This window comes from Stenotrophomonas sp. I18B00994 (assembly GCF_014145825.1).
GTDB lineage: Bacteria > Pseudomonadota > Gammaproteobacteria > Xanthomonadales > Xanthomonadaceae > Stenotrophomonas > Stenotrophomonas maltophilia.
This window is the reverse complement of the sequence record NZ_JACIUW010000002.1, coordinates 226,145-250,773: the sequence shown is the minus strand read 5'-3', so window position 1 is coordinate 250,773 and position 24,629 is coordinate 226,145. Positions and strand designations below refer to the sequence as shown.

At 66.5% G+C, this 24,629-nt stretch carries 20 protein-coding genes and 1 pseudogene; 10 read left to right on the top strand and 11 right to left on the bottom strand.

Annotated features, from left to right (window positions below; translation table 11 throughout):
• Positions 1 to 25 precede the first annotated feature (25 nt).
• From H4O10_RS03125 to H4O10_RS03110, 4 genes are all read left to right on the top strand, one after another.
• Positions 26 to 1,585 carry a serine hydrolase gene (locus tag H4O10_RS03125; protein ID WP_033835117.1) on the top strand — a complete coding sequence of 520 codons (1,560 nt, stop codon included), beginning with the start codon at positions 26 to 28 and terminating at the stop codon, positions 1,583 to 1,585.
• Between the two features lie 199 nt (positions 1,586 to 1,784).
• Positions 1,785 to 3,617, top strand: a complete 1,833-nt coding sequence (gene smrA / locus H4O10_RS03120) for a multidrug efflux ABC transporter SmrA (RefSeq protein WP_049454688.1) — start codon at positions 1,785 to 1,787, stop codon at positions 3,615 to 3,617.
• Positions 3,618 to 3,684: 67 nt separating this feature from the next.
• Complete coding sequence (agp, locus tag H4O10_RS03115) at positions 3,685 to 4,953, top strand: bifunctional glucose-1-phosphatase/inositol phosphatase (RefSeq protein ID WP_049454686.1); 1,269 nt, start codon at positions 3,685 to 3,687, stop codon at positions 4,951 to 4,953.
• Between the two features lie 151 nt (positions 4,954 to 5,104).
• Positions 5,105 to 5,539 carry a hypothetical protein gene (locus tag H4O10_RS03110; RefSeq protein ID WP_033835119.1) on the top strand — a complete coding sequence of 145 codons (435 nt, stop codon included), beginning with the start codon at positions 5,105 to 5,107 and terminating at the stop codon, positions 5,537 to 5,539.
• 86 nt (positions 5,540 to 5,625) lie between these two features.
• On the opposite strand, the gene H4O10_RS03105 is transcribed toward H4O10_RS03110, so the two are convergent.
• A complete protein-coding gene (locus H4O10_RS03105; RefSeq protein WP_049454685.1) occupies positions 5,626 to 7,434 on the bottom strand; it encodes a DUF885 domain-containing protein in 1,809 nt (602 codons plus the stop codon).
• A 112-nt stretch (positions 7,435 to 7,546) separates the two neighbouring features.
• On the opposite strand from H4O10_RS03105, the gene H4O10_RS03100 reads away from it, so the two are divergent.
• Together H4O10_RS03100 and H4O10_RS03095 are read left to right on the top strand one after the other, a co-directional pair.
• Positions 7,547 to 7,903, top strand: coding sequence for a GFA family protein (locus H4O10_RS03100; RefSeq protein WP_012479600.1), 357 nt, complete (start codon positions 7,547 to 7,549; stop codon positions 7,901 to 7,903).
• 23 nt (positions 7,904 to 7,926) lie between these two features.
• Positions 7,927 to 8,715 (top strand): DUF4349 domain-containing protein, encoded by a 789-nt coding sequence (locus tag H4O10_RS03095; protein WP_005412726.1) that lies wholly within the window; start codon positions 7,927 to 7,929, stop codon positions 8,713 to 8,715.
• 31 nt (positions 8,716 to 8,746) lie between these two features.
• Here the strand turns inward: H4O10_RS03095 and H4O10_RS03090 are convergent, their stop codons facing one another.
• Positions 8,747 to 9,040 carry a hypothetical protein gene (locus H4O10_RS03090; RefSeq protein ID WP_005408721.1) on the bottom strand — a complete coding sequence of 98 codons (294 nt, stop codon included), beginning with the start codon at positions 9,038 to 9,040 and terminating at the stop codon, positions 8,747 to 8,749.
• A gap of 68 nt (positions 9,041 to 9,108) precedes the next feature.
• Positions 9,109 to 10,053 carry a LysR substrate-binding domain-containing protein gene (locus H4O10_RS03085; protein ID WP_049454683.1) on the bottom strand — a complete coding sequence of 315 codons (945 nt, stop codon included), beginning with the start codon at positions 10,051 to 10,053 and terminating at the stop codon, positions 9,109 to 9,111.
• A 115-nt stretch (positions 10,054 to 10,168) separates the two neighbouring features.
• On the opposite strand from H4O10_RS03085, the gene H4O10_RS03080 reads away from it, so the two are divergent.
• Positions 10,169 to 11,041 (top strand): DMT family transporter, encoded by an 873-nt coding sequence (locus tag H4O10_RS03080; RefSeq protein WP_049454681.1) that lies wholly within the window; start codon positions 10,169 to 10,171, stop codon positions 11,039 to 11,041.
• A 575-nt stretch (positions 11,042 to 11,616) separates the two neighbouring features.
• Here the strand turns inward: H4O10_RS03080 and H4O10_RS03075 are convergent.
• Complete coding sequence (locus tag H4O10_RS03075; protein WP_049454728.1) at positions 11,617 to 12,519, bottom strand: peptidylprolyl isomerase; 903 nt, start codon at positions 12,517 to 12,519, stop codon at positions 11,617 to 11,619.
• A 136-nt stretch (positions 12,520 to 12,655) separates the two neighbouring features.
• On the opposite strand from H4O10_RS03075, the gene H4O10_RS03070 reads away from it, so the two are divergent.
• Together H4O10_RS03070 and H4O10_RS03065 are read left to right on the top strand one after the other, a co-directional pair.
• Positions 12,656 to 13,021, top strand: a complete 366-nt coding sequence (locus tag H4O10_RS03070; RefSeq protein ID WP_032128337.1) for a PadR family transcriptional regulator — start codon at positions 12,656 to 12,658, stop codon at positions 13,019 to 13,021.
• The gene (locus H4O10_RS03065) at positions 13,018 to 14,007 is read left to right on the top strand and encodes a sensor domain-containing protein (RefSeq protein ID WP_049454730.1); all 990 of its coding nucleotides are present in this window, start codon (positions 13,018 to 13,020) and stop codon (positions 14,005 to 14,007) included. The genes H4O10_RS03070 and H4O10_RS03065 overlap by 4 nt, the downstream gene beginning before the upstream one ends.
• A gap of 111 nt (positions 14,008 to 14,118) precedes the next feature.
• Here the strand turns inward: H4O10_RS03065 and phaZ are convergent, their stop codons facing one another.
• Positions 14,119 to 15,426, bottom strand: coding sequence for a polyhydroxyalkanoate depolymerase (phaZ, locus tag H4O10_RS03060; RefSeq protein WP_049454732.1), 1,308 nt, complete (start codon positions 15,424 to 15,426; stop codon positions 14,119 to 14,121).
• A 93-nt stretch (positions 15,427 to 15,519) separates the two neighbouring features.
• Positions 15,520 to 16,110, bottom strand: a complete 591-nt coding sequence (locus tag H4O10_RS03055; RefSeq protein WP_033834080.1) for a class I SAM-dependent methyltransferase — start codon at positions 16,108 to 16,110, stop codon at positions 15,520 to 15,522.
• 187 nt (positions 16,111 to 16,297) lie between these two features.
• On the opposite strand from H4O10_RS03055, the gene H4O10_RS03050 reads away from it, so the two are divergent.
• Positions 16,298 to 16,753, top strand: a complete 456-nt coding sequence (locus H4O10_RS03050) for a CopD family protein (protein WP_005408730.1) — start codon at positions 16,298 to 16,300, stop codon at positions 16,751 to 16,753.
• Positions 16,754 to 16,925: 172 nt separating this feature from the next.
• Here the strand turns inward: H4O10_RS03050 and H4O10_RS03045 are convergent, their stop codons facing one another.
• From H4O10_RS03045 to lpxB, 5 genes and pseudogenes are all read right to left on the bottom strand, one after another.
• Positions 16,926 to 17,885, bottom strand: a complete 960-nt coding sequence (locus H4O10_RS03045; protein ID WP_005408731.1) for an acetyl-CoA carboxylase carboxyltransferase subunit alpha — start codon at positions 17,883 to 17,885, stop codon at positions 16,926 to 16,928.
• A 113-nt stretch (positions 17,886 to 17,998) separates the two neighbouring features.
• On the bottom strand, positions 17,999 to 18,868 hold the full coding sequence (locus tag H4O10_RS03040; RefSeq protein WP_033834081.1) for a hypothetical protein: 870 nt from the start codon (positions 18,866 to 18,868) through the stop codon (positions 17,999 to 18,001).
• A gap of 62 nt (positions 18,869 to 18,930) precedes the next feature.
• Positions 18,931 to 22,521 carry a DNA polymerase III subunit alpha gene (gene dnaE, locus H4O10_RS03035; protein ID WP_043034852.1) on the bottom strand — a complete coding sequence of 1,197 codons (3,591 nt, stop codon included), beginning with the start codon at positions 22,519 to 22,521 and terminating at the stop codon, positions 18,931 to 18,933.
• Between the two features lie 228 nt (positions 22,522 to 22,749).
• Entirely contained in the window at positions 22,750 to 23,421 is a 672-nt protein-coding gene (locus H4O10_RS03030; RefSeq protein WP_049454734.1) for a ribonuclease HII, read from the bottom strand.
• Positions 23,418 to 24,581, bottom strand: a pseudogene (lpxB, locus tag H4O10_RS03025) (lipid-A-disaccharide synthase); the annotation flags it as partial. The pseudogene lpxB and the gene H4O10_RS03030, both read right to left, overlap by 4 nt.
• Between the last annotated feature and the right edge of the window lie 48 nt (positions 24,582 to 24,629).

Genomic DNA, 24,629 nt, shown 5'->3' with positions numbered 1-24,629 from the left:
CACCCCTGTTCGGAGATCGTGCTGGATGAAACCCTGGATTGGAGGAGCCGTGCTGCTGGCGTGCACGACCATGGCGAGCGCTGCCACCCCGGCGCAGCTGCAGGAGCTGGATGCAACCGTCGAGCGCGTGCGCGCGCAGTTCGACGTGCCCGGCATTGCGGTGGCGGTGGTCAAGGATGGCGAGGTGGTGCTGGAGCGCGGCTGGGGCGTGCGCGAGCAGGGCAAGCCGGAACCGGTGCAGGCCGATACGCTGTTTGCCATTGCGTCCAACACCAAGGCGTTCACCGCCACCTCGCTGAACCTGCTGGCCGAGGACGGCAAGCTGAAGATGGACGACAAGGTGATCGACCACCTGCCGTCGTTCCGCATGTCCGATCCGTTCGTGACCGGCCAGATGACGATCCGCGACCTGCTGTCGCATCGCAGCGGACTGAGCCTGGGCGCCGGTGACCTGTTGTTCTGGCCGACCACCTCCTACAGCAATGCCGAAGTGGTGGAACGGCTGGGCAAGGTGCCGCTGAAGGGTGGATTCCGCGAGGGCTATGCGTACGACAACATCCTGTACGCGGTCGCCCAGCAGGTGATCGAGCATGTTTCCGGCATGAGTTACCAGCAGTTCCTGCAGACCCGCATCTTCGACAAGGTGGGCATGGCCGGCACGCGCTACAACGCCGATCACCTGAAGCCGGGCGACAAGGCCGCGGTCGGCCACGCCAAGTACGATTTCAAGGACCTGCGTACCGTCGCGCCGCTGACCTGGTCGAACAATGCCGGCGCCGGCGGCATCTATTCCAGCGCGCACGACATGGCGCGCTGGATGCAGGTGCAGCTGGCCGAAGGCAAACTGGCCGACGGCACGCCGTTGTTCTCCGAGAAGAGCCAGCAGCAGATGTGGCGGATGATCACGCCGCAGTCGATCCCGGCGCCGAGCGTGCCGGAGCTGGCACCGGCGCGGGCCAACTTCGCCGGCTATGGCGAAGGCTGGAGCCTGAGCGACTACCGCGGGCAGAAGCTGGTCTGGCACACCGGTGGCTGGCCGGGCATGGTCTCGCGGCTGACCCTGGTACCGGGCGAGAAACTGGGCGTGGTGGTGCTGACCAATCAGGAAGTGGGCGCGGCGTTCAATGCGATCACCCTGAGTGTGCTCGATGCCTACCTGGGCGGTGAAAAGCATGACTGGGTGGACGCCTATGCCAAGGCCGTGGCCAAGGGACAGGACAAGGCCGACGAGGCGTGGGCCAAGCACCAGAGCGCGCGCGACAAGGGCAGCAGGCCGTCGCTGGCGCTGGCCGGCTACACAGGCACGTTCCGCGACCGCTGGTATGGCGACATGCAGGTCAGTGCCGAGGGCAAGGGACTGCGCCTGCGCTTTGCCAGGACCGCGCAGCTGAGCGGTCGCCTGGAGCACTGGCAGCACGACACCTTCATCGTGCGCTGGGACGACCGTTCGCTCAACGCCGACGCGTTCGTGAACTTCAGCCTGGACCCGGACGGCAAGGTGCGCGAGGTGCGCATGCAGCCGATTTCCGACCTGACCGATTTCAGTTTCGATTTCCAGGACCTGCTGTTCACCCCAGTGAAATGACGCCGCCGGGCGTGGCCCGGCGCTGACGTTTGACGAATCCGATGGGTAGTGCCGGCCTGCGGCCGGCAACCTCATGATCCCCGGATGCGTCACAAGGTTGCCGGCCAGCGGCCGGCACGACCGCAGCCGCAGCGATCGTCGGCCGGCGTACACATGCGGCATGGGATACTCCGCCAGCTAAAGATGGCGAGGGAATGCGATGTTCCGTTGGTTTGAATCCCTGATTCCGGTGTTCCCGCCCGTGGACGGGCGGATGCCTCCGCGCAAAGTGCTGCCGTTCTACCTGCACTACCTGCGCCCGGTGTGGCCGGTGCTGCTGGCCACGCTCATCGCCGGCCTGCTGCTGGCGCTGGTGGAAGTGGCGATGTTCGATTACCTGGGCCGCATCGTCGACATGGTCGCCGAGCAGCCCGGTGCCGACTTCTTCAAGCGCCATGCCAACGACCTGGGCTGGATGCTGTTCATCACGGTCATCGCGCGTCCGATCCTGGTCGGCCTGCACAACCTGCTGGTCAACCAGGCCATCGTGCCCGGCCTGAGCAACCGCTCGCGCTGGTTGATGCACAACTATGTGGTGCGGCAGAGCCTGAGCTTCTTCCAGAACGACTTCGCCGGCAGCGTCGCCAACCGGGTGATGCAGACCGGTACCTCGCTGCGCGAGTCGGCGGTGCAGATGGTCGATTCGCTCTGGTACATCGTGGTCTATACCGGCACCGCGCTGTACCTGTTCGCGCAGGCCGACTGGCGGCTGATGGTGCCGCTGATCCTGTGGCTGCTGGCCTATGCGGTGATCATGGTCTACTTCGTGCCGCGCGCGAAGGAACGGGCCTGGATTGCGTCCGAAGCGCGTTCCAAGGCGATGGGCCGCATCGTCGATGGCTACACCAACATTCCCACGCTGAAGCTGTTCGCCCATGGCGGGCGCGAGCAGGCCTACGTGGCCGAGTCGATCCAGGAACTGGCGGTCAAGCACCGCGCGCAGACCCGGGTGACCACCGGCATGGACCTGACCATCGCCATCGTCAACGGTTTCCTGATCGCCGGTACCTGTGGGCTGGCGCTGTGGCTTTGGAATGGCGGCCACATCACCGTCGGTGCGATCACGCTGGCGACCGGCCTGGTGATCCGCATCCACAACATGTCCGGCTGGATCATGTGGACCATCAACGGCATCTTCGAGGACATCGGCACGGTGCAGGATGGCATCACCACCATCGCCCAGCCGCTGACCGTGCAGGACCGCGAGGATGCAGTGCCGTTGCAGGTGACCCGTGGCGGCGTGCATTTCCAGGACATCCACTTCCACTACGGCAAGAAGGGTGGCGTGATCGCAGGCCTGGACCTGGTGGTGAAGCCGGGCGAGAAGATCGGCCTGGTCGGTCCTTCGGGGGCCGGCAAGTCGACCCTGGTCAATGTGCTGCTGCGCCTGTACGACCTGGAAAGCGGCCGCATCCTGATCGACGGCCAGGACATTGCCTACGTCACCCAGGAAAGCCTGCGCCAGCAGATCGGTGTGGTCACCCAGGACACCTCGCTGCTGCACCGCTCGATCCGCGACAACCTGCTGTACGGCCGTCCAGACGCGACCGATGAGCAGCTGCGCGCTGCGGTGGCCAAGGCACGTGCCGAAGCCTTCATCGATACGCTGGTGGACGGGCAGGGGCGTCGTGGCTACGACGCACATGTCGGCGAGCGCGGCGTGAAGCTGTCCGGCGGCCAGCGCCAACGCATCGCCATTGCCCGCGTGCTGCTGAAGGACGCCCCGATCCTGGTGTTGGACGAAGCAACCTCGGCACTGGACTCGGAAGTGGAAGCGGCCATCCAGGACAGCCTGGATGAGCTGATGGGCGGCAAGACGGTGATCGCGATCGCGCACCGGCTGTCGACCATCGCGCGCATGGACCGGTTGGTGGTGATGGACCAGGGACGCATCGTCGAGACCGGCAGCCACGCCGAGCTGATTGCTGCCGGTGGTCTGTACGCACGGTTGTGGGCACGACAGACCGGTGGATTTGTTGCTGCCGATCAATGATCGTTTCGGGGTCGGATCCCTTTCCGCAGGAAAGGGCTCTGACCCCAGCGTGTTTCCGGAGACCTGCATGATCCGCCCCCTGCGCTCCCTGTTGCTGGCACTCAGCCTGGTTGCCACGGTTGCTACGGTTGCCACGGCTGCGCCGGCACCCATGGACGGCGACCAGCTCGAGCAGGTCGTCCTGCTCAGCCGCCACAACCTGCGCGCGCCAGTGGTCGCCTCCGGCGCGCTGGCCAATGCGACGCCCGAGGACTGGCCGCGCTGGGAGGTGGCACCGGGCGAGCTGACCACCAAGGGCGGTGTGCTGGAGGTCTACATGGGGCGCTACATCGGCCAGTGGCTGCGCCAGGCGCAGCTGTTGCCGGTGTCGGGTTGCCCGCAGGAGGATGACTTCCACGCGTACGCCAACAGCCTGCAGCGCACCCAGGCCACCGCGCAGTTCTTCATTGCCGGTGCGTTTCCGGGCTGCCATGTCACGGTCGAACAGCGCATGGCGCTGGGGACGATGGATCCGCTGTTCGATCCGGTGATCCACAACGACGACGCGGCATTCCGCACGCGCGTGCTGGAGTCAATGCAGCGAGCGCTGGCCGCAGTGGACCTGGCACCGGCTTTGTCCGTGGTGGAGGAGATCACCCGCTATCCGCAGTCGGCGGCATGCAAGGGGCACAGCGACTGCCATCTGGCGCTGGCCGATACCACCTTCAGTACGGAACCGGGCAAGGAGCCTCGCGCGTCCGGATCACTGGCGCTGGCCAGCGGGCTGGTCGATGCCTTGTTGATGGAGCACTACCAGGGCAGTGGCATCCCCCGCGAAGGCTGGGGCCGGTTGACCACCGAGGCGCAATGGCAGGCGCTGGCGCAGATCCGCAACCGCTACCAGGACATCCTGTTCGGAACGCCCGAGGTGGCGCGTGATGTGGCCGCTCCGCTGCTGACAAGAGTGAATGCGTTGTTCGACGACCCGGCGTCGCCGAAGGTGACCCTGCTGGTCGGTCACGATTCCAACATCGGCTCGGTGCTGGCGGCGTTGGGAATCAGCGACTACAGCCTGCCGGGGCAGTACGAGAAGACGCCGATCGGTGGCCTGCTGCAGTTCGAACGCTGGCGTGGGCACAGCGGGAGGGCGCACTACCGGTTGGTATATGTCTATCCCACCAAGGAGCAGTTGCGTGACGCGGTGCCACTGAGTGAAATGCAGCCGCCGGTACGGGCGACGCTGGTGCCGCAAGGGTGTGCGAAGACTGGGTGCACTGAAGCGCAGTTTAGGCAACTACTTGGAGCTAAAGTGAGGGCTTTCAGCGGAGATGGCAAAAGGGCTGTCGATGGTGTCTGAAGACCGAAGAGTCCCGTGAACCAGGCGGGTGCCGACACTTGGATTGCCGCCATTCAATGCCGCTGAATCCGGTGCAACTCGGTGGCATGATGTGTGTGCTCGCTGCCAGGTTCCGGCAGCATTATTTCAACCCTGAAAATGGACTTGGAAAATGAAAAAACAGCTGATCGCGCTTCGTGGCGCCAGCAACTCGGGAAAGAGCTCGACGCTTCTCATGTTGTACCGACTGCTGGCTGCGCACTCTGCCACGCGATTCATTTCGTTTGAGGCTATTGGCCACAAGCTCGACTTCAGTGCAATGGTTCAGATCAACGGATGCAAGATCGGAATTTTCAACCGTGGTGATGTTTCCGGAACCGTGGATGGTCTGATCGACCAATTTGCACAGGCAGGATGCAAGGTGATCGTTTGTGCTGCCCGTTCGAAGGGCGACGTTGGCGATGTGCTGGCCTCGTATGAGCGCAGGTACCAGTTGCAGGAGATTGTCAAAAAGACTGGTGGGGAAGACGAGTCTGATTTTGCACTGGTCAATATGGGCGTCGCGCATGATCTCGCCGCTCGAGTCTACTCAGCAGTGGTCGTCTGAGTTCTCCGTTCCGTCATTTCGGGGCGGCCTGCAGAAACGGCCCGGGTTTGCCCGGGCCGTTCCGTTTCCAACTTACACCACCCCGATCACTCGATCGGCTGGTCCAGCATCAGCTGGCGTGCGAAACGCACCGGCGGGGCGCCGTAGGACAGCATCTGGTCGTGGTACGCCTTCAGGTTGAACTTGTCGCCCAGCCTCTCCTGCACCGCCTTGCGGGTGTCGAAGTGTTCCTGCGCACCGACGAAGTAGGTCGGTAGCTGTGCCGAGGTCAGCTGTGCACGCACCCACTTGCCCGCCGCTTCGCTTTCCTGCTGGAACGCGTCGTGGGTCATCAGGTGCATTGCCTTCTCGCGATCCCAGTTGTCCACGTGCACGCCCTGGTCGAGGATCGCGTTGGATATCGTGCGCAGGTAGAACTTCAGCTGCACCAGGTGGAACAGCGGGTCGTTGTTGAGGTAACCCTGCTCCTGCATCATGCGCTCGGTGTAGACCGCCCAGCCTTCGGCGAACAGGCCTGAACGCAGCACCGCACGCAGGGTGGAGGGGAACTTGGCCGAATGCCAGCCTTCCAGGTAGTGGCCCGGGGTGCCTTCGTGGATGCTCAGCAGGTGGATCATGCGCGAGTTGTACTCACGCAGGAACGAGTCGACCTGCTTGTCGTTCCAGTCGTCCGGAATCGGCGACACGGCGTAGAAGGTCTTCAGGTTCTTGTCCAGCGGACCCGGTGAATCACAGTAGGCCACGGCCACGCCACGCTGGAATTCCGGCATCAGGATGATGTCCACCGGCGCGTCGGGCAGCGTCATCAGATCGTGCTCGCGCACGAACGCGGTGGACTGCTCCAGTGAGGCCTTGGCATCGTCGACGACCTTGTCGCGTGCCGGCTTGTCGGCGTAGGCCAGCTCCAGCGCAGCTTCAATGGCCTTCTGCTGCTGCTCGTCGGTCGGCTGGGCCGGCATCTCCGGCGCACCCGGCTTGTCCTTCAGCACGGTCTGCGCGATGCCGTACATGTCTTCGCGCACGCGCTTGAGTTCGGCGCGTGCACGCTCACCGATCTCCTGGCGCGACAGCGAGGAGCTCAGCGCGAACTTCAGCTTCTGGTCGTACTTTTCCGCACCGATGCGGAAGTCGCCCTTGGCATTCGGCACCAGGGTCTTGTCCAGCCAGGTCTGCTGCTCGTCCACCGCCTTCTTCAGGCCGTCGATGGCGGCCTGCAGGCGCTGCTGGTCGGCCTGCGGCAGTTCACCGATGTGCGGGGTGATGAAGGTATCGACGATGCTGAGGATGCCCTTGTTCTGCTTGGCCACCGTCTCGGCGTGGATCTTCGGCACCCGCGCCGGATCCAGGTTCTCGCGGGCCTGGGCGAAGATCGCCGGCAGCTTTTCCATGCGTGCGGTGGCCGACTTCAGGCGCTCCGGCAGCGGCGCGAACTCGCGCGCCATCAGGCCGTAGATCGCGCTGCCGGCAATGCCGTTGTACAGCTGCGGATCCCACTTGCCGGACTGCAGCACTTCGGCATTCCAGATTTCCGACTGCAGCTGGTTGCGCAGGATCGCCGCGTCTACCTGGTTCTCGCGGCCCAGCTTGGCCACCTCGATCTTGTCCAGCTCGCCCAGCAGCGCCTTGTAGGCTGCCAGGGTCTTCTGCTGGCCGGCGGCACTGAGGTCGTCCAGCTCGCTGTCGTAGCGGTGGTCACCGATCTGGGTAGCGCTGACCGGCGACAGCTGCATCCAGGTGTCCAGGGCGCGCTTGGACAGGTCGGCGAAGGCGGCATCGACCGCCGCGTCACCGGCCTGCTGGCTGGTGGCCGGGGTGGAAGCGTTGGTCGGGGCGTCGGCCGGCTGGCAACCGGCCAGCGCGGCGACCAGGGCGAGGGCAAGAAGATGCGGGCGCATCGGCGTTCCTGTACGGGGTCAAACCCTGAGCATAGGGCCGCGTGGCTGCTTTGTCCCCGTGCCATAGGATTACCATGGGCGCAGACAAGGACCCTCCAAAGGAGCGCAGAACATGGAATACCAGGGAAGCTGCCATTGCGGCAGGATCGCATTCACCGTACAGGCCGGGGCGCCGATCAGCGACGTCATCGACTGCAACTGCTCGATGTGCCGCCGCCGTGGCAGCCTGCTGTGGTTCGCCCCGCGCGAAGCGTTCCAGCTGAGCACCGATCCGGCGGACGTGGCCACCTACCACTTCAACAAGGCCCACATCGACCATCACCATTGCCGCGAATGCGGCATTGCCCCCTACAGCGAGGCGGTGGATCCGCGCAGCGGTATGCCGATGGTGGCGGTGAACGTGCGCTGCGTGCCTGCAGTGGATCTGGCCACGCTGGCGGTGACCTCCTACGACGGGGCCGCACTGTGAGGCCGGTGCGCGCGTGGACGTGCATGGCGGCAATGCCGGTGCTGCTGCTGGCGCTGGGCGCCTGCGCCAAGCAGGGCGACATGGCGGCGGATGCGGGCGCCACGGCGGCCGAGGCTGCCATCGCTTCACCGGAAGGCGCATTCCTCGCCTACGAACACGACGTGCAGGTGCAACTGGAAGCGGCGCAGATCGCACCGCGCATCCAGCAGGTGGCACAGGCCTGCCAGAGCGCGAAGTTCGGTGACTGCGCGGTGCTGCAGGTAGACCAGCGCAGTGGCGAGCAGCCCAGTGGCGAGGTCAAGGTGCGGATTGCACCGAAGGGCACCGAGCCGTTGATCGCGTTGGCCGGTGAGGGCGGCACGCTGCAGTCGCGCAACACGCGTGCCGAGGACCTCGCGCAGGCCGTGGCCGACACCGCGCTGACCAAGGCGCGGCTGGAGAAGGAACACGCGCGGCTGCTGGCCTACCAGGACCGCAAGGACCTGAAGATCGAGGACCTGATGGCGATCACCACGCGGCTGTCCGAGATCGAGGCGGGTGTCGAGCAGGCCAGCAAGGATGCCGCGCAGCAGCGCCGGCGCATCGATACCCAGCTGGTGACGATCCATTTCGATACCACGTCCGGCCAGCGCAGCCGCAGCGAGATCGGCGAGGCGCTGAGCGAGTCGGGCAGCATCCTCAGCACCAGCGTTGCGTTCCTGATCCGCGCCGTCGCCGCGCTGCTGCCGGTGGCGGTGCTGGCCTTGATCGCGGCCTGGGGTGTGCGTGCATGGTGGCGCCGCCGCCGTCGCAAGCTGCCGCCCAACCTCTGAGGTGGAGGCTGATGCCGGCAGCCCGCCGGCATCAGCCCTCGTCGGTCTCGTACTCGACGAACACATCCAGCTCCAGCGCCAGTTCCTGCACTGCGTCGCGCACCTTCTGCGCGGTGCTTTCATTGCCGACTTCCACTTCCAGCTCATGGATGCCCGGGCCGATGTCGTCGGACAGCCCGGCCGAGCTGGAATCGTCGTCGTCCATGTGCGGCATCAGGTCGTCGGTTTCCTCGACATGCTCGATGCCCTCCAGGCCGAGCAGCAGGTCGCTGATGGCACGGGCGTCGTCTTCAGTTCCGGTGATGCGCAGTCGCAGCATGGCCATGGCGTATGTACGTTGTGGAGTTGCCTGCAGCCTAGCCAGCGCCGGGCAAAGAACGGGTGAGGGTGCAGTCAGGCGCGTGTGGCCGGACGCCCGAGCAGGCTGTCCGGCAATGCGGGAATCGGTGTGCGTTCGTCCTGCGCCTGCTCCAGCAGCCAGTCGATGAACAGGCGTGCGGCCGGGCTGGGCGGTTGTCCTTCGGCATGCACTACGTGGTACGCATAGCGCGCCTTCAGCGCCAGGCCGGGCAGGCGCACCACCTCGTAGCGCTGCAGATAGGGCTGGGCGATGTGGGTGCGCGCCAGCACCGCGCCCATGCCATACACCGCTGCACGCATCGCATCGGTGCTGTCGGCGAAGGTGTGCATGGGTGGCAGCGGCGACGGCGTGCGCACGCCGGCGTGGCGGAACCAGTCGCGCCAGCCCTGCGGCGACAGGTCGGTGAGCAGCGGCAGGTCGGCGATGCGCGCCGGATCGACCAGCGTTTCGACGCCGGCCAGTGCCGGTGAGGCGACCGGGAACAGGTAGTCATCCATCAGGTGCTGCGCACGCAGGCCGGGCCATTGGCCCAGGCCGTAGCGGATGCCCACTTCCGGGCCGTTGTCGTCATAGCGATCCAGCCCGCTGCCGGTATGCAGTTCGATGCGGATGTGCGGGTAGGCCTGGGTGAAGCGCGGCAGCCGTGGCAGCAGCCAGCAGTAGGACAGCGAGCGCAGCGTGGTGATCCGCAGCGGCACGCTGTCGGCATCCGGCTGCAGGTGATGGGCGACGGCCGCGACATCGGTGAAGGCGGCGCTGGCGGCGTCGGCCAGTTGCCGGCCCTCGGCAGTCAGGCGCACGCCGCGGGCGTGGCGTAGGAACAGCCGTACTTCCAGCACTTCTTCCAGGCGGCGGACGTGGTGGCTGACCGCGCTGGCGGTCAGGTGCAGCTCCTGCGCGGCCTGGGCGAAGTTCTGGTGGCGCGCGGCGACCGCGAACACGGCCAGTGCGGGTAGCAGGGAAGGGCGTAGCAGCATGTCGAGCCTCAAACCATATTTGTGGCTGGCAGCGATACTACGCGCTTGTGCGGCGGGCGTCTGCGCCTGATCCTATCCGCCTTGGCGAGGAACTGACGATGTACGGAGGCAAGGCATGAATGCGGTCCCACAGGCGGCCGAGCGCGATTGGCGCACGCCGCTGGAATTGACCCTGCTGGGCGCCATCTGGGGCTGCTCGTTCCTGTTCATGCGGGTGGCGGTGCCGTCGTTCGGCCCGTTCGCGCTGGTCGAAGTGCGGCTGGTGCTGGGTGCGCTGGTGCTGCTGCCGTTCCTGTGGCGCGCCCGCGCGCAGTTCCCGCCGCGGCGCTGGCTGTGGCTGGCACCGATCGGCCTGATCAACTCGGCGTTGCCGTTCGTGCTGTTCGCCTATGCAGCGGAACAGGCGCCGGCGGCGATCGGCGCGATCTGCAATGCGATGACCGTGCTGTTCGCCGCGCTGATCGCCTTCCTGTTCTTCGGCGAGAAGATCGGCATGCGCCGCGCCGGTGCCTTGCTGGTTGGCTTCGCCGGCGTAGTGGTGCTGGCCACCGCCAAGGTTTCCGGCCTGAGTATCGGCACCGCGGTGCTGGCCGGTGCGGCGGCTTCGCTGCTGTACGGCCTGGGCGTGAACCTGGTGAAGCGGCACATGACCGGCCTGCCGTCGGCGGCAGCGGCGGCGGCAACGCTGTCGTGTGCCTCGCTGTGGATGCTGCCGATGGCGGTGAGCCACTGGCCGCAGGCGGCGATTCCGCTGAAGGCCTGGGGCGCGGCGATCGCCTTGGGCGTAGCCTGCACCGGGCTGGCGTTCCTGATGTTCTACCGCCTGATCGGCCGTATCGGCCCGTCACGGGCGTCGACGGTGACCTACCTGATTCCGCTGTTCGGCGCGGCGTTTGCGTGGTTGTTCCTGGGGGAGGCGGTGACGGTGCAGATGCTGATTGCGGGTGTGTTGATTCTGGGCAGCGTGGCGGTGAGCCAGAAGGGCTGAGGAATTGGCGTTTTGCGCGTTGCGCGTGCTGAAGGTGCTTCACTGTTCATGGGCGTTACTTTTCTTTGTACGCAAAGAAAAGTAACCAAAAGAAACGTTCCGCCGGCCGCGAGCCGGTGCTGCGCACCGGTGCCCTGCGCTCCTCGGCCCGTCGAGGGACGGCGCGGGAACTCGCTGCGCTCAGACACCCGCGCCTCTTCGCCCTCGCCGGACCTGCGGTGCTCGGCTCGCTCAAGGCGGATCCAAGATCAAAGGCAGAAGCGGTCGCTTCGCTCGCCGGGCCCGGCCCGGCACTACCATGCATCGTCGTGCAGCTGTGGCTCTTGACCTTGGGTCCGCCTTGAGTGAGCCGAGCATCGCAGGGGAATCAGGGGCGAAGAGGTGCCGATGTCTGAGCGTAGCGAGTTCGGCACCGTCCCCTGTTTCACCGAGAAGCGCAGGGTACCGACGTGCGAAGCACGGCGGCTCCCGACCTGGCGGCGCGTTTCTTTTGGTTACTTTTCTTTTCGCGCGAAAAGAAAAGTGACGCCCATGAACAGTGAAGTACCTTCAGCACGCGTAACGTGTGGAAACCATCACCGCACCGGCACCGGAATATTGCAAAGATCGATATGCCCCGCCGGGCGCTTGTAGAAATCATCCACGCGATTGCGTCGCGCCTCCACCGTATCGGCGAACGTCTTCGAATCGGTGCGCAGCACCTGGATCGGCGTGCGTTCGGCCGCCGGCACGTCGCTGGCACGGCGGATCGACACGATCGGTGTGCGCAGCTTCGGGTCGGTGTAGAAGCCCATCGGCGCCGGTCCGCGCGGCGTTGCGCTGAGCAGTTCCATGCCCTTCAGCACGCGGCCGACCAGGGTGATGTTGCGGTCCAGCTGACGCGGTGACTGCCCGGTCACCACGTACAGTTCGGCACCGATGCTGCTGTCCTCTTCGTTGCTGCGGCCGGCGCCCAGCATGCCGTAGCAGTGCGCCAGCCAGGCCTTGCCGGCCTGCGGGTCCTGGCCCACCGGGAAGCCATCGACGAAACCGGTCTGCGCGGCCCAGCCATCGCGGTCCGGCAGCACGCTCACCTTCAGGCCGGCGCCGGCGCGCTCGAATTCGGCCGGCAGCTTGCGCTCGGCACTGCCGAACGGCTTGGCCTTGGCGGCGTCATCGGCGTCGGCATCGCCGAACTGCACCACGAAGTTGTCCTGTGAGCGGTAGATGCTGGTGCCGTCCCAGAAGTGCTCGTGGGCGAAGGTCTGGATGTTGGCGACATGGCGCGGGGCGAACTGCGGCGCGAGCTCGATGATCACGCGACCGGCCGGCAGGTCCATGTACAGCAGGTTGGCCGGGTCCGGGGTGCGCCAGTCGCTGGCGGCCGAAGCGTCGAGGATCTGCTGCGGGCTGCGGTAGGGCGTGGCCGAACTGGCCATGGCGGGCAGCAGGCAGGACAGGGCGATGGCGGTCAGGGCAAGGCGACGAAGGTGCGGCATGGGATCCCCGGAACATGAACGAGGCTTCGATTCTGCGCGAGCGGCCCGGCCACGCCAACCGGCACGATGACTAACGACACATTCGCTATACCGAACTTCGCACTACTGTGGACTTCAACGTAGTGGAGGGCCGGTCATGTCCGAGGACGATGTCCAGCTGAAGAAGTTCCAGAAGGAGCTCAGCGCCGGAACGGTGTCGCTGGCCCTGCTGGCGGTGCTGGCCCGGGCCGGGGAGCCGCTGTACGGCTACCTCATTGCCAAGGAGCTGGAGCGGGTGGGCGAGGGCGTGCTGAGCGGCAAGCAGAGCGCGCTGTACCCGGTGCTGCGCAATCTGGAAGGAGCCGGCCTGCTGGAAAGCCATGTGGAGCCGTCCAGCAGCGGGCCGCCGCGACGCTACTACCGCATCAACGAACGTGGCCGCGAGGTGCTGGCGCAGTGGCGCCAGGCCTGGCAGGCCACCCGCGATTCCGTCGATTCCGTGTTGGAGGGGGTACCGCAATGAACGATCCGAGCCTGGCAGGCCGCACCCTGCCGACCACCATCCCGCAGTACCTGGCGCAGCTGCGCGCGGCGCTGGAAGGCGCCGACCCGGCGATGGTGCAGGACGCGCTGTACGACGCCGAGGAGTACCTGCGCTCGGAGCTGGCGGCGCAGCCCGGTCGCAGCGAGGCCGAGGTGATCGCCGACGTGGCCGGCAGCTACGGCGCGCCGGACGAAGTGGCCGAGATCTACCGCGAGACCGAAGTGACGGTGAACCGCGCGCTGCGCACGCCGCGTGCCGATACCGCACCGGTGCTGCGCGCAGCGGCCGAAGCCAGTGGCGTCGAGCCGGCCGCACCGCCGCCGGCGCCGGTGCAGCGCTCGCTGCTGGCGCGTTTCTTCGGCGTGGTGACCGATCCGCACACCTACGGTGCGCTGTTCTACATGCTGCTGTCGCTGGCTACCGGCATCTTCTTCTTCACCTGGGTGGTGACCGGCCTGTCGCTGTCGCTGGGCCTGCTGATCCTGATCGTGGGCATTCCGCTGACCGTGCTGTTCTTCGGCTCGGTGCGCGGGCTGGCGCTGCTGGAAGGGCGGCTGGTGGAAGCGCTGCTGGGCGAGCGCATGCCGCGCCGTCCGCGTTACACCGATCGCAGCCGCACCTGGCTGCAGCGCATCGGCGACATGTTCACCGATGGCCGCACCTGGCTCACCCTGCTGTACTTCGTGCTGATGCTGCCGCTGGGCGTCATCTACTTCACCCTCGCGGTGACGCTGCTGTCGCTGTCGCTGAGCCTGATCTGGGCGCCGGTCGCGGCAATCTTCAGTGGCGACATTCCGGGCGTGTACGTCGATGGCGTGAATGTACTGCCGATGGCTGCATCGCCGCTGGTGGCGATCACGGTTGCTGCGGCGGGCGCGCTGCTGCTGCTGCTGACGATGCATCTGGCACGCGGCATCGGCAAGCTGCACGGGCTGATTGCCAAGAACCTGCTGGTGCGGTTGTAACAGGCCAGGGGTCGGATCCCTGTTCGCAGAACAGGGCTCTGACCCCGGATCCCATCATGCTGGGGTCAGAGCCCTTTCCGTTGGAAAGGGATCCGACCCCGAGGCGAGGCATTACCCCGCCTTTCGCCGCAACGGGGTGACGTTGCTCTTCTTCTTCGTGACCTTCGCCGCCGGTGCTTCGGCATGCGCGGCGAAGAAGTCGCGCACCTTCGGGTACACCACTTCGCGCCAGCGACGGCCGCTGAAGATGCCGTAGTGGCCGGCACCTTCGACGATGAAATGCTCGCGTCGGTCAGCAGTGATGCCGGTGCACAGCGCCTGTGCGGCTTCGGTCTGGCCGAGGCCGGCGATATCGTCCAGCTCGCCTTCGATGCTGAGCAGCGCGGTATCGCGGATCGCCGACGGATCGACCTTCTCGCCGTTGACCACCCACTCGCCACGCGGCAGCAGGAAGTCCTGGAACACCACGGAAATGGTATCCAGGTAGTACCTGGCCGGCATGTCCAGCACCGCGTTGTACTCGTCGTAGAAACGACGGTGCGCGTCGGCGTCTTCCAGATCGCCCTTGACCAGGTCGGTGTAGAAATCCCAGTGCGAGCTGAAGTGGCGGCTGGGGTTCATCGACAGGAAGCCGGCGTGCTGCAGGAAGCCTGGATACACGCGACGGCCGGCACCGGGATAGCTGGCCGGCACGGTGTGGATGACGTTGTTCTCGAACCACGACAGCGGGTTCTGCGTGGCCAGGTTGTTCACTGCGGTCGGGCTGCAGCGCGCATCGATCGGGCCACCCATCATCACCAGCGTGCGCGGCGTCGGTTCGCCACGGCTGGCCATCAGCGAAACCGCGGCCAGCACCGGTACGGTCGGCTGGCACACGCTCACCACGTGCAGGCGCTCGACGCCGAGGTGGCGGATGAATTCCTGGATGTAGGCGATGTAGTCGTCCAGGCCGAATTCGCCTTCGCTGGCCGGCACCATGCGCGCGTCCACCCAGTCGGTGACGTACACGCGGTGGTCGCGCAGCAGCGTGCGCACGGTATCGCGCAGCAGCGTGGCGTGGTGGCCCGACAGCGGCGCCACCACCAGCACGAACGGCTGGTTGAGCATCGTGTGCAGCTGGTCGGCTTCATTGCTGTGGCGCTTGAAGCGCAGCAGCTTGCAGAACGGCTTGCTCACTTCCTCGTGCACGACGATCGGCACGCGTTCGCCATCGACGTCGATTTCGTTGATGCCCCACTCGGGCTTCTCGTAATCCTTGCCGATGCGATGGAACAGCTCATTGACCGCCGCCAGGCGATCAGCGCCGGGCATCTGCGACCACCAGTGGCCCTGGTTGGCGAAGAACCTGGCGTTGGCCTGGGCCTGGTGCACCCAGGGGGCGAGCAGGTTGCGGGTCAGTTCGTGCAGTTGATAGAGCATGACGACCGAATATGTATGGTCATATGTTGCCGCGCAGCATATCCCATCCGGGTGTCCCGCAGGTTAAGTCGGCTGAAAATAATGAATCCGGATTCACATCCGTTCCAGCGCGGCCGCATCGCCTGCCAGGGCGGGGCCGAGCCAGCAGTGCGACCCTACCGGCTGCAGGCCGTGCCGGGCCAGCGTGCGGCGGTACCAGCGCGCCGGGCGGGCCTGGAAGCCGTCATGGTCGCCCTCGAACTCGTCCTCGGCGGCGAAGGTCTCCAGGAAGGCCACGCCACCGGTCAGCTCGGCCACGCCGGCCAGACCGGCGCGCAGCTCGCGGTCGGGCACGTAATGCATCACGTCCGAGCAGATCAGCAGGTCGACCGGGGCACAGGGCCGCAGCCAGGCGAAATCGCCGAAGCGGGCCATGTGCAGGTTGCGGGTCCTGCCGTAGCGGCGCACAGCGTACTCGCTGCTGTCGAAGCCGAGGTATTCGACCTTCGGACGCAGCTTCAGCAGCGGTGCACGCCAGGCGCCTTCACCGCAGCCGATGTCCAGCACGCTGCGGATCGGCCGCTCCAGGTAGTACTCGGCGCTGGCCACGGCCAACGCGACCTTGCGCGCCAGGCGGGCGCTGCCGCCGATGTCGGCACGGCGGTACCAGCGTTGGAAGTAGGCGGCGTCGTAGGTCTTGTCCATGGGGCGGTGCGCGGTCGGGGAAAACGGCGCCTATCGTACGGTGTTGCGCCCCCGGGTGTGGCGGGCCTGCAGTAGAGCCACGCCATGGGTGGCTGCCATGCTGCGGCGATTGGACGCGGCAGCCACCCATGGGGTGGCTCTACTGCGACAATGGGTACCCATCTACGCCAGCCGCCGGAGCGAGCGCATGCAGAGCTACTACTGGGTCAAGACCTTCCACATCGTGTTCGTGGTGGCGTGGATGGCCACGGTGTTCTACCTGCCGCGCATCCTGGTGAACCTGGCCGAGACTGCGGGCCAGCCGGCGGTGACCGAGCGCCTGCAGCTGATGGGCCTGCGCCTGTACCGCTTCGGCCACTCGATGTTCGGCCTGGCATTCCTGCTGGGCCTGGTGCTGTGGCTGGGCTACAAGGTCATCCCCGATTTCCCGACCATGGTCGCGCCTGGTGGCGCCGGCTGGCTGCATGCCAAGCTGGGACTGGTGGTGCTGCTGCTGGTGTACTTCGGCTGGATCGGCCGCCTGCTCAAGGGCGTGGCCAAGGGCAGGGCGCTGCCGTCGTCGCGCGCGCTGCGCTGGATCAACGAGATCCCGCTGCTGGCCTTCATTCCGATCGTATGGCTGGTGCTGGCCAAGCCGTTCTGAGGCGGGGTCATCTGCACCCGGTAGATCCACGCCATGCGTGGATGCCGTCAGGGCGCAAACGAAAGCGCCGGGCATTGCCCGGCGCTTTCGCTTCTGCAATCACCTGCGTGTTGCCGGCCAGCGGCCGGCACTACCAGGCCTACCTGCATGCTGGCCAGCGGCCGGCACTACTTCAGGCTGCTTCGTACGTGCCGTAGCTGCGCAGGCGCGCGTAGCGCTGTTCCAGCAGCTGTTCGGTGGACAGCTTGTCCAGCGCATCCAGCTCGTTCAGCAGCACCGCCTTCAGGCGCTTGGCCATCTGCGTCGGGTTGCGGTGGGCGCCGCCGGTGGGCTCGCGCACGACCTTGTCGACCAGGCCCAGGCTCTTCAGGCGCGGGGCGGTCAGGCCCAGCTGTTCGGCCGCGTCCTTGGCCTTACCGGCGTCCTTCCACAGGATCGAGGCGCAGCCTTCCGGGGTGATGGTCGAGTACACCGCGTATTCCAGCATCACGGTGCGGTCGCCCACGCCCAGCGCCAGCGCGCCGCCGGAGCCGCCTTCGCCGATCACGGTGCAGATGATCGGCACCTTCAGTTCGGCCATCTCGATCAGGTTGCGCGCGATCGCTTCGGACTGGCCGCGCGATTCGGCGTCGATGCCCGGCCAGGCGCCAGCGGTGTCGATCAGGGTCAGCACCGGCAGGCCGAAGCGCTCGGCCATCTTCATCAGGCGCAGGGCCTTGCGGTAGCCCTCCGGCTTGGGCATGCCGAAGTTGCGCTTGATCTTCTCCTTGGTGTCACGGCCCTTCTGGTGGCCGATCACCATCACTGCACGGCCGTTGATGCGGGCCAGGCCACCCATGATCGCCTTGTCGTCGGCGAAGGCACGGTCGCCGGCCAGCTCCTGGAACTCATCGAACATGACGCGGAGGTAGTCGGCGGTGTACGGGCGCGACGGATGACGCGCCAGCTGCAGCACCTGCCACGAGGTCAGGTTGCGGAAGATCTGCGCGGTGCGCATGCGCAGCTTGTCCTGCAGCGCGTGCACTTCCGCCTCGACATTGACCGCCGGCCCGGCACTGGCGTTGCGCAGTTCCTGGATCTTGGCTTCCAGGTCGGCGATGGGTTGCTCGAAGTCGAGGTAGTTCGGATTCATCGGAAGCCGTCGTGTAAAGAAGAGGGGAATTCTAGCCGAATGCGCGCAAACCACCCGTACGCCTTCGTCTGGAAGGCGACGGTAGCGCAGCCGGGCGGGGCGCGCCAGTCAGCTCAGGGCACCACCAGGGCGCTGCGGCCCATCAGCTGGCTGCGCTGGGAAACGAAGTCGTTGTAGGCCTCGTTGGCGTCACGGCCCAGCCCGCTGCCCAGCGTGGCGGTGGCCGAGGTGAAGGCCATCTGCGCAGCGAAGTCCTGCTTGCGCAGCGCCTTCTGTTCATCGGCGGTGGTCGCCTTCAGCCAGCGCGCATAGACCTCGCGCAGCGGCGCGGCGTGGGCCTCGAAGGCCGGCACCAGCGCCGGCAGGCTGGCCGGGGCCGGTTCCAGGCTGAACGCCGGGGTCACGTAGCCGGCCGGCTGCTCGCGCTTGAACGCGCCGGGCTCGCCCATGCCTTCTTCCACGTAAGCGATGAAGTCCGTGGCGGTGAACACCTTGGCCACGATCTGGCCACCGCTGGCGTCGACGTGGGCCACCACCTTTTCCTTCGGGAAGGGTTCGCGCACGCCGTAGGTCCAGGTCTTGTCGATGAACAGGTCGTGGCTCTTCTCGAACGGGCCCTCGAAGTCGACGCCGCCCAGCTCGATGCCGGCCTTGCCGGTGCCGAAGTTCTTCAGCTTGCTCTCGTCGGTGACATAGACCTCGCGGGCGATCACGTACTCGCTCAGGGTCGGGTTGATCAGGCCGCCACGGCCATCGACGTAGACGATGAAGCGCACGTCCCCCAGTTTGTCGGTGTGCAGGCGGTGCTCACCGACAGCGAGCGAGATCGGGCGCGAGCCCTGTGCGGCCACCGGCAGGTCCTTGCCATCGATGCTCAGGGCCAGCGGCGCGTCGGTCGGGTTGTCGATCTGGAACTCGACCTTCGAGGGCGAACAGGCGGCCAGGGCCAGAGCGGCAACGAGCGGGAACAGCAGGGTCTTCATCGGCAATCGTCCTTGATACTTGGAACGGGAAAGCAGGAGGGTCAGGAAAACCAGAGCCAGCCTCAGCTGGCCCACGGTGGGCTGTAGCGCACTTTCAGCGTGCGTACGGCGGGGTCGGCGCGCAGCGCCTCCATCAACTTGGAATCGATGCGCACCGCGCTCTGCCCGGACACATCGAGCATGCCGGCGACGCCGCCGTGCGGGCCCTTCAGCAGCAGGTCCAGGCGCAGCGGCGTGCGCCCCGGGCGATGGCGGTCGAGCAGGGCATCGATGCGCTCCCAGACCGGGCGCTGCTGGCGCAGGTCCAGGCGCAGCGACAGCCGCGTGGCGTAGTTGGCGCAGACTTCGTCGAAGTCCCAGCACTGGCGGATGCGCAGTGCGTAGCCGCCGTTGAACTCGTCCTCGCGCAGGCCGCCCTTGACCACCAGGATGCGGTCCTTGGTCATCAGGTGCCCGAACTCGGCCATCGCGTCGGAGAACGCGCTGCACTCGACGCGGCCGCGGCCATCTTCCAGCTGGATGAAGATCTGGCTCTCGCCCTTGCGACGCACACCGACCACCTGGCCGGCCAGCACGGTCTGTACTTCCGGGCGCCAGCGCTTTTCGCCGCCGCCGCCACCACCGCTGTTGGCGCTCCAGATCTTCTCCACCGAACCCAGGTCGTTGCCGACCAGATCGCGTACATCGTCGCGCCATGGATCGAACGGGTGGCCACTGAGATAGAAGCCCAGCGTGTCGCGCTCGCCGTTGAGGCGCTGCAGCAGCGGCCATTCTTCGGCTTCGGGCAGATCCAGCTGGATCGTGGTCGCGCTCGGGTCCGGGCCACCGAACAGCGAGTTCTGTCCCGAAGCGCGCTCGCGGGCCATCTGGTCGGTAGCCTTGATTACCTCCGGCAGCTGCAGCATCAGCGAGGCACGGTTGCGGCCAAGCTCGTCCAACGCACCACAGTTGATCATCGCTTCCAGCGTGCGCCGGTTGAGCTTGGCCGAGCCGACGCGGGTGCAGAAGTCGAGCAGGTCCTTGAACGGGCCGCCCTTCAGTCGCTCCTCGACCACCGCCTCGCAGGCACCCTGGCCGACGCCCTTGATCGCACCGAGGCCGTACTGGATGGTGTCCGGGGTCACCGCTTCGAACATGAAGGCCGACTGGTTCACCTTGGGCGGCAGCACGGTCAGGCCGAGGTTGCGCACCTCGTCGAGGAAGCCGACCACCTTGTCGGTGTTGTCCAGATCGGACGACAGCGTGGCCGCCATGAACTCGGCCGGGTAATGGCGTTTCAGCCATGCGGTCTGGTAACTGACCAGCGCGTAGGCGGCGGCGTGCGACTTGTTGAAGCCGTAGCCGGCGAACTTCTCCATCAGGTCGAAGATCGCGTCGGCCTTGGCTTCGTCCACGCCGTCCTTGGCCGCGCCTTCGCGGAAGATCTCGCGGTGCTTGGCCATTTCGGCCGGCACCTTCTTGCCCATCGCACGGCGCAGCAGGTCGGCGCCGCCCAGCGAGTAGCCGCCGACGATCTGCGCCATCTGCATCACCTGCTCCTGGTACACCATGATGCCGTAGGTGTCCTTCAGGATGGCTTCGGTGCGCGGATCGGGATAGATGATTTCTTCCTGGCCGTGCTTACGCGCATTGAAGGAGGGAATCAGGTCCATCGGGCCGGGGCGGTACAGCGACACCAGCGCGATCAGGTCTTCGAAACGGTCGGGGCGCGCGTCCTTCAGCAGGCGGCGCATGCCCGAGGATTCGAACTGGAACACTGCGCCCGTATTGCCGTTGGCGAAGATGTCCTTGTAGGTGGGCGTGTCGTCCAGCGGAATCGCGGCGATGTCCACCGGCGGAATGCCGGCGCGCTCATGGCGCTTGTTGATCGCCTTCACCGCCCAGTCGATGATGGTCAGCGTGCGCAGGCCGAGGAAGTCGAACTTCACCAGGCCCACTTCTTCCACGTCGTTCTTGTCGAACTGGGTGACCGGGTTCTTGCCGAGGCCGTTCTCGTCGTGTTCGGCGTACAGCGGGCAGAACTCGCTCAGCGGCTCGGGCCCGATCACCACGCCACCGGCGTGCTTGCCGGCGTTGCGGGTCAGGTCTTCCAGCTGCAGCGCCAGGTCGATCAGGTCGCGGACATCGTCCTCGGTCTCGTAGCGCTGGATCAGTTCCGGCGACGCCATTTCCGAGCTGGGGCCTTCCTTGCCCTTGCCCAGTGCATCCTTCAGGTGGATGCCGAGGATGTTCGGGATCAGCTTGGAAACACCGTCGACCAGGCCGTACGGGAAGCCGAGCACGCGGCCGGAGTCGCGCACCACCGCCTTGGCGGCCATGGTGCCGTAGGTGATGATCTGGCTGACGCGCTCGCGCCCGTACTTGCGCGCGACGTAGTCGATCACCTCGTCGCGGCGGTCCATGCAGAAGTCGATGTCGAAGTCGGGCATCGACACGCGTTCCGGGTTCAGGAAGCGCTCGAACAGCAGGTTGTACGGCAGTGGGTCCAGATCGGTGATCTTCAGCGCCCACGCCACCAGCGAACCGGCACCCGAACCACGGCCCGGGCCGATCGGGATGCCCTGGTTCTTGCCCCACTGGATGAAGTCGGCCACGATCAGGAAGTAGCCGGGGAAACCCATCTTGATGATGGTGTTGAGCTCGAACTCCAGGCGCTCGAAATAATCTTCGCGGGTCTTGCCCGGCGCCAGCGGATTCTTCTCCAGGCGCTCTTCCAGGCCGTCGCGCGACATCTTCTGGATCCAGGTATCCAGGGTCTCGTCGTCGGGCACCGGGTAATTGGGCAGGAAGTAGGTGCCCAGCCGCATCTCGATGTTGCAGCGCTCGGCCAGCGCCAGCGTGTTGTCGATGGCATCGGGAATGTCGGCGAACAGCGCACACATCTCTTCGGCCGATTTCAGGTACTGCTGGTCGCTGTACTCGCGCGGGCGCTTGGGGTCGTCCAGCACGCGGCCGGTGGAAATGCACACGCGCGCTTCGTGCGCGCTGAAATCGGTGGGCGCCAGGAAGCGCACATCATTGCTGGCCACCACCGGCAGGCCACGCTGGCCGGCGGCCATCAGCGCGAACTGGTTGAAGGTTTCCTCGCCCTCGCGGCCGGTGCGGGTCAGCTCCAGGTGCAGGCCATCGCCGAACACGCGCTGCCAATCGGCCAGCTGCTGCTCGGCCAGTTCATGCTTGCCGTCCAGCGCCAGGCGCCCGGCCAGGCTCTGCCGGCCGGCCAGCGCGAACAGGTTGGCGTTGCCGGCCTTCAGCCAGTCCGGATGGATGGCCACGCCGCCTTCGGGGCGATGGCCTTCCATCCACGCGCGGGTCAGCAGCCGCGACAGGCTCAGGTAGCCCTCGCGGTCGCGGCACAGCAGGGTCATCCGCCACGGATCCTGCCCTTCCTCGGCGATCAGCACGTCGGCGCCGGCGATAGGCTTGATGCCCACGCCTTCGGCCGCCTTGTAGAACTTGACCAGGGCGAACAGGTTGTTGAGGTCGGTCACCGCCAGCGCGGGCAGGCCGAGTTCGACCGAGCGTGACAGCAGGTTGGCCTGCTTGGCCTTCTTCGGGTCCGCCTGGTCCGGCTTGGCCGGCACACGGATGGTGGAGTCCGCCAGCGAGAACTCGGTGTGGACGTGGAGATGTACGAAGCGGGAGTTGGACATGCCGGACCAGGTTGGAGCGCGCGGGCCCCGGGTGCTGACGGGGGAATCGTCGCCGGGGTCGGGAAGCGCTGGAGTGCCCGGTCAGGGTAGCGAGGGCTGGAGGGCGCGACAAGCTCTTGACGGCATGCGATATCGCATCCGCGCTATCGCTCCCCACGGTTCGCAGGCGAACCGCGGGCCCCGCTTGACCCTGCTTTCGCAGCCGGGTGCAGCGACCGTTCAGGCGATTCAGGCGATTGCGTTGTCTGCGGTCACAGCTGCCGGGTTTTCCAGGCACTCGCGCACCGGGGCGAAGCTGCGCCGGTGCTCCATGCAGGGGCCGTGCTCGCGCAGGGCGGCCAGATGGGCCGGGGTGCCGTAGCCCTTGTGCTGCTCGAAGCCGTACTGCGGGTGGCGGGCATGCACGTCCTGCATGTAGCGGTCGCGCGAGACCTTGGCCAGGATCGAGGCGGCCATGATCGCGCGGTCGATGCCATCACCGCCGACCAGCGCCTGCGCCGGCAGTACCAGGCCCTTGGGCACCACGTTGCCGTCGATGCGGGCGAAGCCGGCCACGTGGGCGACCGCTGCAACGACGTCACGCATGCCCTGCAGGGTGGCCTGGTAGATGTTCAGGCGGTCGATGGTGTCCACGTCCACCAGCACCACGTGCCAGGCCAGGGCACGTTCGATGATGCGGTCATGCAGTTGCTCGCGGCGGGCTGCGGTGAGTTGTTTGGAATCGTCCAGGCCGTTGATGCGTGGCCGTGCCGGGTCGAACACCACCGCCGCCACCGCGACCGGTCCGGCCAGCGGACCGCGGCCGGCTTCGTCGACGCCGGCGACCAGACGCTCCGGCTCGACCACGGCAGCACCGTCGAACAGGGCCAGGCTGGCCGCTGCGGCGTGGCGGCGGCTCATGCCTGGGCCTGGTCGCGCATCAACAGCTCGCCCACAGCGTCGGCCGCGCGGGCCGAGGCATTGCGGCGCAGTCGTTGATGCAGGCGGGCATAGGTATCCTGCAGGTCGGTCACCCGCTGCGGGTGGTCGAACCATTGCTGGATGGCCGCCGCCAGCTTGTCCGGCGTGCAGTCGTGCTGCATCAGTTCCGGTGCCAGGTCCTGGCCCGCCAGGATGTTGGGCAGGGCAAAGCGGTCGACTTTGATCAGGCCCAGCGCCTTGACCAGGCGGTAGGTCAGCTCGTTGACGCGGTAACCGACCACCATCGGCCGCTTGACCAGCATCGCCTCCAGCGTCGCGGTGCCCGAGGCCAGCACCACCACATCGGCGGCGATCATCGCGTTTCGCGCCTCACCGTCGAGTACATGCGAGAAGGCTACCGGCAGCGCCGAGCGTGACAGCTGTTCTTCGATCAGGCGCTTGCAGGCCGGGTTGGCGGCAGGCACTACCACGTGCAGGCCGGGGATGCGCTCGGAGACCTGCCAGGCGGCCTCGAAGAACGGTTCACCGAGGCGCGAGATTTCGCCCAGGCGGCTGCCTGGCAGCACCGCCAGCACCTTGGCCGAGGTCGGCAGGCCAAGCGCGGCGCGCGCTTCCTCGCGGTTGCCCTGCAGGGGGATGTCATCGGCCATCGGATGGCCAACGAAGCGCGCGTCGATGCCGTGCCTGGCATAGATCGGGGGTTCCATCGGGAACAGGCACAGCACCAGGTCGGCGCTGCTGCCGATCTTCTCGGCGCGCTTCTCGCGCCAGGCCCAGACCGAGGGGCTGACGTAGTGCACGGTGCGCACGCCGCGCTGCTTCAGCCAGTGTTCGATGCCCAGGTTGAAGTCGGGCGCGTCGATGCCGATGAACACGTCCGGTTGCCATTCCAGTGCACGCTGGCGGAACGCGGAACGCAGTTTCAGCAGGCGTGGCAGGTGGCGCAGCACTTCGGTCAGGCCCATCACCGCCAGCTCGCTGGCATCGTGCCAGGTCAGGCAGCCGGCGCTGCGCATGGCATCGCCACCGATGCCGGCGAATTCGGCATTCGGAAAGCGTGCCTTCAGCTCGCGCACCAGGCCCGCACCCAGCAGATCACCGGAGGCCTCACCGGCCACCAGAGCGATCCGCAACGGGCGCTCGCTGAGCACCCGCTGCGCGGGGACGCTGCCGGCCATCGAGGCCAG